15 protein-coding genes are annotated in these 15,940 nt (G+C 37.6%); 10 read left to right on the forward strand and 5 right to left on the reverse strand.

All coding sequences use genetic code 11. The annotated features are described in order from the left end of the window. Positions 1 to 524 precede the first annotated feature (524 nt). From ACZ2V4_RS06765 to tuf, 5 genes are all read left to right on the forward strand, one after another. The gene (locus ACZ2V4_RS06765) at positions 525 to 782 is read left to right on the forward strand and encodes a ribosomal L7Ae/L30e/S12e/Gadd45 family protein (protein WP_219493300.1); all 258 of its coding nucleotides are present in this window, start codon (positions 525 to 527) and stop codon (positions 780 to 782) included. Between the two features lie 86 nt (positions 783 to 868). Beyond that, positions 869 to 1,288: a 30S ribosomal protein S12 gene (rpsL, locus tag ACZ2V4_RS06770; RefSeq protein WP_015912363.1), complete on the forward strand. Its 420-nt coding sequence runs from the start codon at positions 869 to 871 to the stop codon at positions 1,286 to 1,288. Between the two features lie 109 nt (positions 1,289 to 1,397). Then, positions 1,398 to 1,868: a 30S ribosomal protein S7 gene (gene rpsG, locus ACZ2V4_RS06775; RefSeq protein ID WP_015912362.1), complete on the forward strand. Its 471-nt coding sequence runs from the start codon at positions 1,398 to 1,400 to the stop codon at positions 1,866 to 1,868. Positions 1,869 to 1,975: 107 nt separating this feature from the next. Further along, positions 1,976 to 4,057: an elongation factor G gene (fusA, locus tag ACZ2V4_RS06780; protein WP_219493298.1), complete on the forward strand. Its 2,082-nt coding sequence runs from the start codon at positions 1,976 to 1,978 to the stop codon at positions 4,055 to 4,057. Positions 4,058 to 4,201: 144 nt separating this feature from the next. Then, a complete protein-coding gene (gene tuf / locus ACZ2V4_RS06785) occupies positions 4,202 to 5,389 on the forward strand; it encodes an elongation factor Tu (RefSeq protein ID WP_144781510.1) in 1,188 nt (395 codons plus the stop codon). Positions 5,390 to 5,443: 54 nt separating this feature from the next. Here tuf and ACZ2V4_RS06790 read toward each other — a convergent pair whose 3' ends face one another. From ACZ2V4_RS06790 to ACZ2V4_RS06800, 3 genes are read right to left on the reverse strand one after another with little or no spacing between them, the layout of a single operon-like run. Next, complete coding sequence (locus ACZ2V4_RS06790; RefSeq protein WP_490514651.1) at positions 5,444 to 6,616, reverse strand: M20 metallopeptidase family protein; 1,173 nt, start codon at positions 6,614 to 6,616, stop codon at positions 5,444 to 5,446. Then, positions 6,616 to 7,788, reverse strand: coding sequence for an amidohydrolase (locus tag ACZ2V4_RS06795; protein WP_423245827.1), 1,173 nt, complete (start codon positions 7,786 to 7,788; stop codon positions 6,616 to 6,618). The genes ACZ2V4_RS06790 and ACZ2V4_RS06795 overlap by 1 nt, the downstream gene beginning before the upstream one ends. Beyond that, positions 7,769 to 8,947, reverse strand: a complete 1,179-nt coding sequence (locus ACZ2V4_RS06800) for an amidohydrolase (protein ID WP_490514652.1) — start codon at positions 8,945 to 8,947, stop codon at positions 7,769 to 7,771. Before ACZ2V4_RS06800 ends, ACZ2V4_RS06795 begins: the two co-directional genes overlap by 20 nt. Positions 8,948 to 9,106: 159 nt before the next feature. Here ACZ2V4_RS06800 and ACZ2V4_RS06805 point away from each other — a divergent pair, with 159 nt between their 5' ends. The 5 genes from ACZ2V4_RS06805 to ACZ2V4_RS06825 all read left to right on the forward strand — a co-directional run bounded on the left by ACZ2V4_RS06805 (position 9,107) and on the right by ACZ2V4_RS06825 (position 14,597). After that, a complete protein-coding gene (locus ACZ2V4_RS06805; RefSeq protein ID WP_413475376.1) occupies positions 9,107 to 10,297 on the forward strand; it encodes a glycine C-acetyltransferase in 1,191 nt (396 codons plus the stop codon). Between the two features lie 174 nt (positions 10,298 to 10,471). After that, positions 10,472 to 11,425 (forward strand): NAD-dependent epimerase/dehydratase family protein, encoded by a 954-nt coding sequence (locus ACZ2V4_RS06810; protein ID WP_120785931.1) that lies wholly within the window; start codon positions 10,472 to 10,474, stop codon positions 11,423 to 11,425. 192 nt (positions 11,426 to 11,617) lie between these two features. Continuing rightward, a complete protein-coding gene (locus tag ACZ2V4_RS06815) occupies positions 11,618 to 12,688 on the forward strand; it encodes a branched-chain amino acid aminotransferase (protein ID WP_283722229.1) in 1,071 nt (356 codons plus the stop codon). Between the two features lie 91 nt (positions 12,689 to 12,779). Then, positions 12,780 to 13,814 (forward strand): PTS sugar transporter subunit IIC, encoded by a 1,035-nt coding sequence (locus tag ACZ2V4_RS06820; RefSeq protein ID WP_241427463.1) that lies wholly within the window; start codon positions 12,780 to 12,782, stop codon positions 13,812 to 13,814. A 90-nt stretch (positions 13,815 to 13,904) separates the two neighbouring features. Continuing rightward, on the forward strand, positions 13,905 to 14,597 hold the full coding sequence (locus tag ACZ2V4_RS06825; RefSeq protein WP_283722228.1) for an HAD family hydrolase: 693 nt from the start codon (positions 13,905 to 13,907) through the stop codon (positions 14,595 to 14,597). 49 nt (positions 14,598 to 14,646) lie between these two features. On the opposite strand, the gene ACZ2V4_RS06830 is transcribed toward ACZ2V4_RS06825, so the two are convergent. Both ACZ2V4_RS06830 and ACZ2V4_RS06835 read right to left on the reverse strand, forming a co-directional pair. Next, positions 14,647 to 15,303, reverse strand: coding sequence for a deoxynucleoside kinase (locus tag ACZ2V4_RS06830; RefSeq protein WP_283722227.1), 657 nt, complete (start codon positions 15,301 to 15,303; stop codon positions 14,647 to 14,649). Between the two features lies 1 nt (position 15,304). Beyond that, on the reverse strand, positions 15,305 to 15,904 hold the full coding sequence (locus ACZ2V4_RS06835; RefSeq protein ID WP_490514653.1) for a deoxynucleoside kinase: 600 nt from the start codon (positions 15,902 to 15,904) through the stop codon (positions 15,305 to 15,307). Between the last annotated feature and the right edge of the window lie 36 nt (positions 15,905 to 15,940).

Raw genomic sequence — 15,940 nt, forward strand, 5'->3', positions numbered from 1 at the left:
AGACTCCTGTAGAATACAGAAATCTTGCTTTAATGAAAGTAGCTTAATAAAAAGTTCAACTTTTTGGGTTCACTACACATTCGTGTCTCGTCTTTTTTATATTTTTGAGAAGTAAAAAATCACTCAAATTTTAAATAATATGCTATAATGCTAAAAAATAAGTGATGTAGAGTGCTAATTAAAACTCAAGATTCTTATAAAAGACGACATTATTATGTAGAATTGTCGCTTTTTTTGTCATTTGATGAAAATAAGGATAGAATTTTAGAAAGTTGTGCAAATAGAATATATGATACCGATATTTACTCATAAAAGAGAAGTATTAATTCTAGATACTATGAAAAACGTGAAAGAACATCCTTATGGCACCATCGATTATAGAAGAATTGTTAATGATCCTATAACACTTAAATAACATTTAAACGATTTGTTTAAATGTTATTTTTTATATAGTTGACGTATGGCTTAAAAGATGATAATATTGTTTAGGTTGATGAGTAGCTCTATAGCTTTGGAGGATAATGATGTCTAATGAAAAAGTTATGCACTCTAGTCAATATGTTGTGGGACTTAAGGAGACATTAAAGTCACTTAGGAAAGGAACTGTCGATTATATTGTGATTGCACAGAATACCGAGATCCACTTATTAACTAATGTGCTATTACTAGCATACCAGCAAGAAATACCTATTGAATTCAGTGATTCGAAAGAAACGCTGGGTAAACAATATGGAATTCAAGTTCGGGCAACAGTCGTTGCACACTTGAAACCCGCTTTGTAAGGCGGTATTCTTACAAATTTTTATTTACCTTAAAAATGAACCACCTGGATGTGTGGAATTAAAGAAGAGAGAGGAGGACATTTAGAATGCCAACTATTAACCAATTAGTTAAAAAGCCAAGAACTTCTAAAGTTAAAAAATCAACTGCGCCTGCATTAAACAAAGGTTATAACAGTCATAAGAAAAAAGCTACAGATTTAGCATCTCCACAAAAACGTGGTGTTTGTACTCGTGTAGGAACTATGACACCTAAAAAACCTAACTCAGCGTTACGTAAATATGCACGTGTGCGTTTATCAAATAATATCGAAGTTAATGCTTATATTCCTGGTATCGGACATAACTTACAAGAACATAGTGTAGTACTTATTCGTGGAGGTCGTGTAAAAGATTTACCGGGGGTACGTTACCATATCGTACGTGGAGCATTAGATACTTCAGGTGTTGACGGCCGTATGCAAGGACGTTCTTTATACGGTGCTAAAAAACCTAAAGAGAAAAAATAAGCATTAAAAACGATAAATTCTATTAACAGTATTTCATTTGTGTAAATGATGCCTTCTTAATAGACATAAAACAATCAAAAAAATATACTTAAGAAAGGAGGATATTAATATGCCTCGTAAAGGTCCTGTTGCAAAAAGAGATGTATTACCAGATCCAATTCATAATTCTAAATTAGTTACTAAATTAATCAATAAAATTATGATTGACGGAAAACGTGGTACTGCTCAAAAAATCTTATACAATGCATTCGATTTAGTTCAAGAACGTTCTGGTCGTGATGCAATGGAAGTTTTCGAAGAAGCAATCAACAATATTATGCCTGTATTAGAAGTTAAAGCTCGTCGTGTTGGGGGTTCTAACTACCAAGTACCTGTAGAAGTTCGCGCTGAGCGTCGTACGACTTTAGGTTTACGTTGGTTAGTAAACTACTCACGTCTTCGTGGTGAGAAAACTATGGAAGAGCGTTTAGCTAATGAAATCTTAGATGCTGCTAACAACACTGGTGGTGCTGTTAAGAAGCGTGAAGATACTCATAAAATGGCAGAAGCAAACAAAGCATTTGCTCACTATCGTTGGTAAGATGAATTATAGCCTTTCCAGTCGCACATGGCAGCTTGCTGTCTATATGTGACTGTTAGGCTATACTTCTATAAAATAAACCAATCCTGGAAGGAGAAAGAATACCCATGGCAAGAGAATTCTCTTTGAAGAACACGCGTAATATCGGTATCATGGCTCACATCGATGCTGGTAAAACGACGACTACTGAACGTATTCTTTATTATACTGGTCGTATCCATAAAATTGGTGAAACACATGAAGGTGCTTCACAAATGGACTGGATGGAACAAGAACAAGAACGTGGTATCACAATCACTTCAGCTGCTACAACAGCTCAGTGGAATGGCCATCGTATCAACATCATCGATACACCTGGACACGTAGACTTCACTGTTGAAGTTGAACGTTCATTACGTGTACTTGATGGTGCGGTTACAGTACTTGATGCACAATCAGGTGTTGAACCACAAACTGAAACTGTATGGCGTCAAGCAACGACTTATGGAGTACCTCGTATCGTATTCATCAATAAGATGGATAAAACTGGTGCGGATTTTAATTACTCTGTAGGCACGTTACATGACAGATTACAAGCAAATGCACATCCTATTCAAATGCCAATTGGTGCTGAAGATCAATTCAATGCAATCGTTGATTTAGTTGAAATGAAGCTTCACACTTTTACAAATGATTTAGGTACTGACATTGAAGTATCAGATGTTCCTGAAGAATATTTAGCAGATGCAGAAGCTATGCGTGAACAACTAATTGAAGCAGTAGCGGATGTTAATGAAGATTTAATGGATAAGTACTTAGGTGGCGAAGAGATTTCTGTTGAAGAATTGAAATCTGCTATTCGTCAAGCAACTTGTGACGTTGAATTCTACCCAGTATTAGCTGGTACTGCATTCAAAAATAAAGGTGTTCAGTTAATGCTTGATGCTGCAATTGAATACTTACCATCACCATTAGATGTTAAGCCAATTGTTGGACATGCTGCTGATGATGAAAATGAAGAAATCATAGCTAAACCTGATGATTCAGCACCTTTCGCTGCATTAGCGTTTAAAGTTATGACAGACCCATTCGTTGGTAAATTAACATTCTTCCGTGTATATTCTGGTACATTAAACTCAGGTTCTTATGTACAAAATGCTACTAAAGGTAAACGTGAACGTGTTGGACGTATTTTACAAATGCATGCCAACTCACGTGAAGAGATTTCAACAGTTTACTCTGGTGATATCGCTGCTGCAGTAGGTTTAAAAGATACTACAACGGGTGACACTTTATGTGACGAGAAGAACCAAGTAATCTTAGAATCTATGGAATTCCCGGAACCAGTTATTCACTTATCTGTTGAGCCTAAATCTAAAGCTGACCAAGATAAAATGACGAACGCTCTTGTAAAATTACAAGAAGAGGATCCGACTTTCCACGCGCATACTGATCCGGAAACTGGACAAGTTATTATCGGTGGTATGGGTGAGTTACACTTAGATATCTTAGTTGACCGTATGAAACGTGAATTTAAAGTTGAAGCAACAGTTGGTGCGCCAATGGTATCTTACCGTGAGACGTTCAAAACAACTGCAGCTGTTCAAGGTAAATTCTCACGTCAATCTGGTGGTCGTGGACAATATGGTGACGTTCATATCGAATTCTCACCAAACGAAGTTGGCGGCGGATTCGTATTCGAAAACGCTATCGTCGGAGGGGTAGTTCCACGTGAATATATTCCTTCAGTTGAAGCAGGTCTTAGAGATTCTATGGAAAACGGTGTATTAGCTGGTTATCCATTAATCGACGTTAAAGCGAAATTATTCGATGGTTCTTACCATGATGTCGATTCATCTGAGATGGCCTTCAAAGTAGCTGCTTCATTAGCACTTAAAGAAGCTGCTAAAAAATGTGATCCTGTAATTTTAGAACCTATGATGAAGGTAGAAATTGTTATGCCTGAGGAATACATGGGAGATATTATGGGTGACGTAACAAGCCGTCGTGGACGTGTTGAAGGTATGGAAGCTCGTGGTAACGCTCAAGTTGTTCGTGCATTCGTACCATTAGCAGAAATGTTCGGTTACGCGACTAACTTACGTTCTAATACGCAAGGTCGCGGTACTTACTCAATGGTATTTGATCACTATGAAGAAGTGCCTAAATCAATTGCTGAAGACATCATTAAGAAAAACAAAGGTGAATAATCTGTATTTATTATGCATTCGTGCTTAATATATTGCAATTTATCACTAAATGTTTTATAAATGAATTATGAATTCCCTCATGAGGGTGAGAATCCCTCATGAGTAATAAATACTATTAACTTAAAACTAAGGAGAGATTTCAAAATGGCTAAAGAAAAATTTGATCGCTCGAAAACACATGCCAATATTGGTACAATCGGTCACGTTGACCACGGTAAAACTACTTTAACAGCTGCTATCGCAACTGTTTTATCAAAAAAATTAGGTGGAGAAGCTCGTTCTTACGACCAAATCGATAACGCACCTGAAGAAAAAGAACGTGGTATCACAATCAATACTTCACACATCGAGTATGAAACTGACAAACGTCACTATGCTCACGTTGACTGCCCAGGTCACGCGGACTACGTTAAAAACATGATCACTGGTGCTGCTCAAATGGACGGCGGTATCTTAGTAGTATCTGCTGCTGATGGTCCAATGCCACAAACTCGTGAACATATCCTTTTATCACGTAACGTTGGTGTACCAGCATTAGTAGTATTCTTAAACAAAGTTGACATGGTTGACGATGAAGAATTATTAGAATTAGTTGAAATGGAAGTTCGTGACTTATTATCTGAATATGACTTCCCTGGTGACGATGTACCTGTAATCGCTGGATCTGCTTTAAAAGCATTAGAAGGCGTTGAAGAGTACGAAGACAAAATCATGGAATTAATGGACGCAGTTGATGAGTACATCCCAACTCCAGAACGTGATTCTGACAAACCATTCATGATGCCAGTTGAGGACGTATTCTCAATCACTGGTCGTGGTACAGTTGCAACTGGACGTGTTGAGCGTGGACAAGTTAAAGTTGGTGAAGAAGTTGAAATCATTGGTTTAACTGAAGAGCCATCAAAAACTACAGTTACAGGTGTAGAAATGTTCCGTAAATTATTAGATTACGCTGAAGCTGGAGATAACATCGGTGCTTTATTACGTGGTGTTTCTCGTGAAGACGTACAACGTGGACAAGTATTAGCTAAACCAGGTTCAATTACTCCACATACTAAATTCAAAGCTGAAGTTTACGTATTATCTAAAGAAGAGGGTGGACGTCATACTCCATTCTTCACTAACTACCGCCCTCAGTTCTACTTCCGTACAACTGACGTAACTGGTGTAGTTAACTTACCAGAAGGTACTGAAATGGTAATGCCTGGAGATAACATCGAAATGAACGTTGAATTAATTTCTCCAATCGCGATTGAAGACGGAACTCGTTTCTCAATTCGTGAAGGTGGACGTACTGTAGGATCAGGCGTTGTATCTGTAATCGAAAAATAATAATCACTTTTTGTGATATAGAAAAAGCTATGAGGCGTGCCTCATAGCTTTTTTTTATTTTAGTTCATTCATTTTTTGTATGAGTGCTAAGAATATTTTGGGACCATTTAACAGACCATTTTCATCCATATCAAACTTTGGATGATGATGAGGATAATCTGCTTGTATTGCCGTGTTTTTTACTCCAGTATTAAAGTAACATCCTGGACGTTCTTTTAAGAAATAAGCGAAGTCTTCACCGCCTAAACTAGGAGCGGTAGTAACAACATTATTGATGGATGAAATGTTTTCAGCAATATTCTTGAGCCATAATGTTTCTTTCTCGCTATTGACAAGTGCAGGATATCCGTGGGTGTATTCAAGATTAATTTCTACATTGAAGCTTTTTTCTATTCCATTGGAAATTTCATGCAATCGCTGAATAATTACATTTTTGATCTCCTCTTTGTATGTGCGTACTGTACCTGTTAATGTAACACGATCTGCAATAACATTAAACGCATCTCCACCTTTAAACTCACCAATGGTTACAACGCCCGTCTCTATAGGATCTATGCTGCGTGATATGATTGTCTGAAGCTGAGAGATTAAGTGGCTTGCTGCTACTATAGAATCATGTGTTACATGAGGTGTCGCACCATGTCCACCTTTACCTTGTATAGTAATCTTCAATGAATCTGCATTACCGTATGACGGTCCTGTAATAAAGCCAACGTCACCGGTTTCCATACTGCTAGATGAATGTGTACCAAACACGAAGTCTACACCTTCTAATATCCCAGCTTCAATCATGGACTTTGCACCGCCAGGCAGCACTTCTTCAGCATGCTGGAAGCATAATATAACATTCCCTTTAATTTCGGATTCATATTTCTTTAAAATTTTTGCAGTAATCAGTAACATTGCAGTATGCCCGTCATGACCACATGCATGCATTACGCCTTGCAATCGTGAGCGATAAGGTACATCTTTTTGATCATTAATTGGTAATGCATCAAAGTCTGCTCTGAGTAATACTGTTGGTCCATCGCCTTGTCCTGAAAGTTTACCGTATAGGCCATATCCTCCGACATTTGTTACTACTGGAATATTAAGTTCAGTTAAATAATCTTCGATAAATTTAGAAGTATTTTTTTCTTGAAAAGAGAGTTCCGGATTCATATGTAAGTAACGTCTAATTTCTATAAGTTCTTCCCTATAGTTAATGACCTCATCTGTCCAGTTCATTATTTATCCTCCTTGTTGAAGAAGTCTTCAGTCGCTTGTAAAAATACTTTAACGGCATTGAGCATGCCCGTCTCATCAATATCAAATTTCGGGTGATGATGTGGGAAATCGGCTTTAAAGTTTTCGTTACGTGTCCCTGTATAGAAGAAAGAACCCGGAACACGTTGTAAATAGTAAGAGAAATCTTCTCCGCCAAGAGAAGGTTTTAGTTCGACAAGTTCCTCGATATCTTCTATCTTTCTCGCGGCATTAACAATAAGGTCAGTCTCATTGATAGTATTTACTACAGGTGGATAGCCTTTACTATACTTAAGTTCATAAGTAATACCCATCGTAGTAACCAGTCCTTCGAGACATCTTTTTAATTCATCTATCATCAATCTTTGTGTCGTCGGATTAAATGTTCTTATCGTACCGGCTATTTTAGCACTATCAGGGATGACATTATTTTGGTCTCCAGCTTGTAGCTGTGTTACGGATATGACAGCAGGTGTAGTAGCGCTTGTTTTACGTGAAACGATATACTGAAGATCATTACAGAGTCTAATAGTAGCAGCAACAGGATCGATTGTAGTGTCAGGATGTGCAGCATGTCCACCTTTCCCGTTTATTGTAATCCAGAAATCATCAGGTATGCCAGTTGCAGTGCCGTATTTATAGCCTAATTTTCCTACTTCTAGATCACTGGAGACGTGTTGACCAATGATAGCATCTACGCCTTTCAAACAATTGTCCGCAATCATTTGTATCGCGCCACCAGGGTCTACTTCTTCAGCATGCTGGTGTATAAAAACAAGATTCCCGTTTATTTTATCGAAGTTCTTTGCAAGAATCTTTGCAGTGATCATAAGTATGGCTGTGTGTGCATCATGTCCACAAGCATGCATCACGCCAGGGACTTGCGATTTATAAGGTGCATCTTTCTCATCTTGTATTGGTAATGCATCAAAATCTGCACGTATCGCAAGCGTCGGAAGTGATTCATCTTTGATTAACCGACCGACAACGCCTCTACCACCGACATTACGTTCTACTGTAATACCTTGCTCCTCAAGAAATGCTGCGATATACTCAGGTGTTTTTTCTTCTTGGAAAGAGAGTTCCGGGTGCATGTGCAAATGTCTTCTTATTGCTACTAATTCATCATAGTATTCATTGACTAGGTTTATCATACACATGCTCCTCTTTTAATATACATAAGAATAACTTTACAGCATCAATCATTGCCTGTTCATCAAAGTCAAAGAGTGGATGATGATGAGGTGCAGTTATCCCTTTTGCTTTATTTCCTGCTGCTGTTAAGAAGAATGCACCTGGTTTATGCTGTATGTAGTATGAAAAGTCTTCACCAATCATCAATTGCTCTGTTTCTTTGTATTCAATACCTGCATGTTGTGCAGCACGCTGTATGACTTCTACAGATTGCGTGTCATTAATAACAGCAGGATAGCCATCGATATAATTGAATGTGTACGTTGCTCCTTTAGCTGCAGTAATGCCTTTAATCTCTCTGTCCATCGCTTTCTTAATCAGTGCCTTAACTTCAGGATTAAAAGTCCGTACTGTACCTGTACAATAAGCGCTATCACTGATGACGTTAAAAGTATCGCCTGCGACGACTTTACCTATTGTCAGGACAGCTTGTTCAGTGGGGGCCACATTACGTGAAACGATTGTCTGCAAATTGATAATGAGTTCGGCTAGAACAACAATGGCGTCTACTGTTGTATTGGGGTGAGCTCCATGACCTCCCTTTCCTTGCACAGTAATATGAAATGTATCTGGGCTAGCCATTAGCGCACCATTTCTTGAATAGATAGCACCCTGTTCATAAGGAGACCATAGATGATTACCATAAACTTTATCAACACCGGCTAGTGCTCCATCATTCACCATATCATGTGCACCACCTGGGGCGACTTCTTCAGCAAATTGAAAAATTAGCGTGACCGAACCTGTTATTAATTCATAAGTTGAATTTAGAAGTCTTGCAACAGAGAGTAAAATTGAAGTATGTCCGTCATGTCCACAAGCATGCATAACGCCATCATTTTTAGAACGATAATCTACATCTTTCTGGTCTTGTATCGGCAGTGCATCAAAGTCCGCACGTAGAGCGATAGATGGTCCTTCACCATTTGATATGTTTGCTACAATACCTTTACCACCCACATGTTCTCTAATTTTGAAATGTTTGAGATGCGTTAAAGAATTTAATATGTATGCGTATGTCTTTTCTTCATGAAAACTAATTTCAGGATGTTGATGAAGATATCTTCTGATCTCCACCATCTTATCAAAATCATTAGCGATTAATTGTTCAATGTCCATTTCAACGCTCCTTACTTTAAAAAAATTTAATATTTCTAGTGTATCAAAAAGTTTAGAATATTTAAACTTCTTAACACCAAAATTTCAATAGTGCGTTCATTAGAACTCCTAAAATAGTTGTGTTATGATGATAGTGAAAATGAAAAGGGGTGTCAATTTATGACTAAAGCTTTACAATCGTTCTTAACGGAGCGTTTAGACGAACTAAAGGACAATGGTTTATACAATGAAATTAATGTAGTACAAGGACCAAATGGTGCTAAAATTAAGATTGATGGTAAAGAACTTATCAACCTATCTTCTAATAACTATTTAGGGTTAGCAACACATGAGCGTTTAAAGAAAGTTGCAAAAGAAGCGGTAGATTCTCATGGCGTAGGTGCGGGGGCAGTTCGTACGATTAATGGTACTTTAGACTTACATGTGCAATTAGAAGAGAAATTAGCAGAGTTCAAAGGGACAGAAGCTGCGATTGCATATCAATCTGGTTTCAACTGTAACATGGCTGCTATTAGCGCAGTAATGGACAAAAATGATGCAATTCTTTCTGATGAATTAAACCACGCTTCAATCATTGATGGTTGTCGTTTGTCAAAAGCGAAAGTTATTCGTGTTAATCACTCGGATATGGCTGATTTACGTATAAAAGCAAAAGAAGCGGTTGAGTCTGGTTTATACAATAAAGTGATGTATATTACTGATGGTGTTTTCTCAATGGATGGAGATGTTGCAAAACTCCCTGAAATCGTAGAAATTGCTGAAGAATTTGGATTAATTACGTATGTAGATGATGCACATGGATCAGGTGTTATGGGTAAAGGGGCAGGAACAGTTAAGCACTTTGGTCTTCAAGATAAGATTGACTTCCAAATCGGGACATTATCTAAAGCAATCGGCGTCGTAGGTGGATATGTAGCAGGAACTAAAGATTTAATCGACTGGTTAAAAGTGGCTTCACGACCATTCTTATTCTCTACTTCTCTAGCACCAGCTGATACACGTGCAATTACGGAAGCAGTAACAATACTTATGGAATCTACAGAATTACATGATAAATTATGGGAAAATGGAGACTACTTAAAAGCAGGGTTAGAAAAATTAGGCTTTGATATCGGTCATTCTGAAACACCCATCACACCATGTATTATCGGTGATGAGAAGACAACTCAAGAATTCTCTAGACGTTTAATGGAAGAAGGCGTATATGCAAAATCTATCGTCTTCCCAACAGTGCCACGTGGAACAGGGCGTGTACGTAACATGCCGACAGCAGCACATACGAAAGAAATGCTTGAAGAAGCGTTAGCAATCTATGAGCGAGTAGGGAAAGAATTAAACATTATTAAATAGTTTATTGGCTGGAGTGCACCTCCAGCTTTTTTATATATGTTCATGTAAAAAGATAAATAAATGTATTCTTATGGTGGACATGTAAGCGTTTTTAATATAGAATCTAGGGGGTAATAGTCAATATATTAATTATTTGTTCGTTTCGGGAATACAGTTGTATAAGGGGAGAATGAAATGGAAAAGATTATGATTACGGGTGCTTTGGGTCAAATTGGTACAGAATTAACATTAAAATTAAGAGAAATCTATGGGGTGGATAATGTATTAGCTACTGATTTACGTCATCCTGAAGCAGGTGCTAAAGTATTAGAAGGGCCATTTGAAGAACTAGATGTAACGGATGCTGAGCGCATGGATAAATTAGCTTCAGACTTTAATGCTGACACGATTATGCATATGGCAGCACTCTTATCCGCAACAGCTGAAAAGGATCCGGTATTTGCGTGGAACTTAAATATGGGCGGCTTACTTAACGCTTTGGAAGTTGCACGTAAATATAATATGCAATTCTTTACACCGTCTTCGATTGGTGCATTTGGACCAAGTACACCAGCTGACAACACACCACAAGTTACAGTTCAACGTCCTACAACAATGTACGGTGTAAATAAAGTTTCTGGTGAGTTATTATGTGACTATTACTTCCACCGCTTTAATGTGGATACGCGTGGCGTACGTTTCCCGGGACTTATCTCACATGTCAAAGAACCGGGTGGTGGTACAACGGATTATGCAGTAGAGATTTACTTCAAAGCAATTCGTGAAGGTAAATATACTTCATACATAAACAGTGGTACTTTCATGGATATGATGTTTATGGATGATGCGATTGATGCAATTATTAAGTTAATGGAGGCACCTTCTAAAAACCTAAAAGACCGTAATGCTTTTAATGTAACTGCAATGAGTGTTGATCCGGAAATGATTGCTGCAAGCATTCGTAAATTAGTGCCAGACTTCGAACTTGATTATGATGTAGATCCAGTGCGTGAAGGTATTGCACAAAGCTGGCCAGACTCAATTGATGCAACAGAAGCAAAGAAACAGTGGGGATTTGATCCTAAGTTTGATTTAGATGCAATGACGAAGGAAATGTTAAATGCAATTAAATTAAAAGAAAATAAATAATTGATGAATCTTATAAAAATCCAAAGAAATGAGTAGTATCAGCTACCCATCTCTTTGGATTTTTTTAATAGCATAATGAAAGCGTTTTAATTGTATATAAGAATTAGAATTTTCTAAAAACTTATTGAAAAAGGAATTTGGAGTTGCTATACTAAGTGACATTAATAATAAATTTTGAAGGGATTGGATGAAATGGTAGTAGTATTTGAAGTGGAAGAACGAATGCACAAACAGCAAAAACCTAATCCTGAAAACTTAGGATTTGGTAAGTTTTTTACAGATTATATGTTTTCAATGGATTACTCAAATGAAGAAGGTTGGCATAACAAAAAAATTATCCCTTATCAAGAAATCTCCATGAGCCCTGCTTCACAAGTGCTTCATTATGGTCAGGCAGTATTTGAAGGGCTGAAAGCTTACAAGACGCAACACGGTGTTCAGTTATTTCGACCTGATCAAAATTTTAAACGAATGAATCAATCATGTGAGCGTTTAGAAATACCCCAGATAGATGTTGAAGAAATGGTACAAGCGCTCAAACAGCTTGTTGAACTCGAGAAAGATTGGATTCCAAGTGGTGCAGGTCAATCTTTATACATTAGACCGATTGTATTTGCGAATGAACCTTTCCTAGGTGTACGACCAGCGATCAGCTATAAATTTCTGATTCTTTTATCTCCAGTCGGTGCATATTATGGTGGTGGGCAATTAACGCCAACGAAAATCTATGTTGAAGATGAATATGTTAGAGCTGTTAGAGGTGGTGTGGGATTTGCTAAAGCAGCAGGAAACTATGCTGCAAGTTTAATTGCACAGTCTAGAGCTGAAAAATTAGGCTATGATCAAGTGTTGTGGCTAGATGGTGTAGAACAGGCTTATATTGAAGAAGTAGGAAGTATGAATATTTTCTTTGTTATCAACAATAAACTCGTTACACCTGAACTGAATGGCAGTATATTACCGGGGATTACACGAAAATCTATTTTAGAGCTTGCAGAGCATCTAGGGTACGAAGTGGAAGAGCGCCGCATTAGTATCCAGGAGGTTGTGGATAATGCAAAGAATGGTAGTTTAACAGAAGTATTCGGTGCAGGAACAGCAGTCGTTATCTCACCGGTTGGCGAGATTAAATATAAAGATGATGTATTGACGATTGGTGATGGCAATACAGGTAAGATTACTGAAGAACTATATAGTGCTTATACTAGTATTCAAAGTGGTTCGAAAGAAGATCCGTTTGGATGGTGTGTATCAGCAGAATAATTATTAAGGAGTGGTTCAACTATGGATATTCATATTTGTAACGATAAAGAAGGTCATATTATGTAAAAACTAAAAATAGGAGTGGATGATTATGGAACATGAGATGAGTAGAAAAGACTATTTTAAAGATCGATTCGAAAAGGGAGCACAAGGTATCTCGGCAGGAATCTTTGTAGCGCTCGGGGTAGGAATGTTATTGAAGTCAATTGGAGGTTTATTGCATATTGATTTATTAGTTCTTTTCGGTACGATTTCGATGTTAATTTTAGCACCGGCACTAGGAGGAGCTATCGCTTATAGTTTAGGCGCAAATGGAATTACATTAGTTTCTGCTATGGTTGCTGCAACAATCGGTGGTAATGCACTGAAAGAAGTAGATGGAGCTTTTACAATCCAGACAGGACTACCTATCGGAGCAATTATCGGTGCAATCGTAGCAACTTATGTCGGTAAGAAAGTAACCGGAAAGACCATTCTCGATATGATGGCAGTGCCAGTATCTGCAGTGCTTGCTGGTAGTTTAGTAGGTTATTATCTAGCACGCGTTGTGGAACCTGCATTAGTTGTTATTTCGAAATCAATCGCTCAATCTGTAGAAGGACAACCACTCATCTCGTCTGTAGTGATCGCGCTCGTATTTGCAGTTATCGTAATGACCCCAGCATCGTCAGCAGCACTGGTTATTGTCTTACAACTTGATCCAGCATCTTCTGCGGCAGCACTCGTCGGTATCTCAGCACAATTCGTCGGATACACAGCGATGGGGCTAAAGGATAATGATCTAGGTGGCTTCTTAGCGCAACTCGTGTGTACGCCTAAGGTTCAGTTCCCGAACATTGTAAACAACCCTAAAATTACGATTGCGCCTCTCGTAGCATCTGCAATCAGTGGTCCAGTTGCAATTCTGTGGTTTAAGCTGGGCGTACCCTATGAAATTGGTGGTATCGGTTTATGCGGCTTCATCGCACCGATGCAAATTTTAAATGATCAAGGCATTGTCGCATTTACGCAGTTTATGATTGCAGGCGTCTTTCTACCGCTTGTCGTAACGTATGTATTACACTACGGTGTTGCACGACGTTTTAATCATGTGAAAGCAGGGGACTTAACTTTAGAAATCAAATAAATAAAATATCTCGCTCAAGTTAGAGTGAGATATTTTTGCGTGAAAAGGTTATAAAATAATAAAAGTGAAGTTAGGGAGTAGACAAAAATTATGACGAAATTAATCATTTTTGATAAAGATGGGACATTAATGAAATTAGGACATCCGGTGGTGAAGTTAGCTGATGATTTGATCAATGAATTTTCAGTGCGTACAGATATTCATGTGCCAAAATCTGAAATAAAAGACGCATTCGGTATTGTCGATGATCAAGTTGATAAATTGCTTGGTGCACAAACAACAAAGGCAATCGTATCCAGTTTAGAAAAGCTTCCGAATGGTGATGCGATGGCCAGCTGGTTACTTAAAAAGATTGAACATGCAACGTCTGACAATGAAGTGGAAGACATCGAAATTATTGAAGGTGTCGAGGAAACATTGAAATCTCTACATGATAAAGGTTACCTTCTTGCTATCGTATCAGCAGATGACAATGCATCGATGGATTTATTCATAGATAAATATGGTATTCGTGAATATTTCGATAAGATTATTACGAGTGATTCATCAGATTATCATAAACCACAAAAAGAGTTGGTGCAGCTTATAATGGATGAGTTAAATGTTGAAAAAGAGGATACGATGATGGTAGGAGATACTGAGATGGATGTTGAACTTGGTCAGAATGCTGAAGTCAGAAAAATAGTAGGCGTATTATCAGGCTCTGGTGATGCACAAGATTTGCGAAATGCGGATATAGTATTAAATAGTGTGGCTGAGATTGTTGATAGGTTAGGGTTATAAACCAATATAAAAATGGTGCGGTAATGTTTTACCGTACCATTTTTAATATTTATCTTTTATGCATTGCACGATGTGTGTGGATTACTTTAGCAATCTTCTCAATCACTGGATCAAGTGAATCGATATCTCCATATACATCATATTCATTGATATTAATTCTTACGACAGGGCATGCATTGAAGTTCTCAATCCATTCGACATAACGCGTATATAATGCACGCCAATAAGTTTCATCTGTTTCTATTTCCATTTGACGACCACGTTCCGCGATACGATTAATCACATCTTCATAATCGCTTTCTAAGAAGATTAAACAGTCGGGTTGCGGGAAGTATGGCGTCATTACCATTGCTTCGTATAACTGATAATAAGTTGCGAAGTCTTCTTTCGTCATCGTGCCGCCTTCTTCATGCATCTTAGCAAAGATATCTACATCTTCATAGATGGAGCGATCCTGTATAAAACCGCCGCCATATTCAAACATACGTTTTTGTTCTTTAAAACGTTCTGCAAGAAAATAGATTTGTAAATGAAAGCTCCAGCGATCAAAATCATTGTAGAATTTTTCTAAGTAAGGATTGTTATCTACTTTTTCAAAAGAAGTTCTGAAGTTTAGCTTCTCAGCCAGTGCTTTTGTTAACGAACTTTTTCCGACTCCGACAGTACCTGCAATAGTGATGATTGCATCATTAGGGATTGTATACATATTAAGCTCCTATAATATCTTTTATTTGTTGTACGATATACTCATAATCTGCTGCATTATTTACAAAGTCTGTATCGCTTGTATCGATAAGTATCGTCTGATGATCATGTTTCATTGATTCATATACACGTCTATAATCCTCGGTTAACTTTAATAAATAATCATCTTCGATATGAGATTCAAAGTCGCGATTACGTAGCTGAATGCGTTGTTTAAGTACATCTAGATCTGCTGTTAAGAACACAGTAACGTCAGGTCTGCGAACTTCTCGCGTCAATATATCGTAAATTTCTTCGAACATCTTATATTCTTTATCATTTAAAGTGTTGTTTGCGAATACTTTATTTTTAAGAATATGATAATCGCTAACTACAGATATATCATTTGATAATTCTGTTAAAACCTTATATCTGTTGCATAGGAAAAACATTTCTGTCTGAAAGCTCCACTTATCGATATTTTCATAAAAGTCAGATAAGAAAGGATTTTCTTCAACGATTTCATAGATGGGGGTTAAATTTAAAGTGGATGATAGCTTCTTAGTCAGTGAACTTTTGCCGACACCGATCGGTCCTTCTATTGCTATAAATAAAGGTGCCATATTTCTCTCCTCGAATGTTAAAATAAAATAGTATTT

This window comes from Macrococcus sp. CoH-51_TC_04, assembly GCF_058188655.1.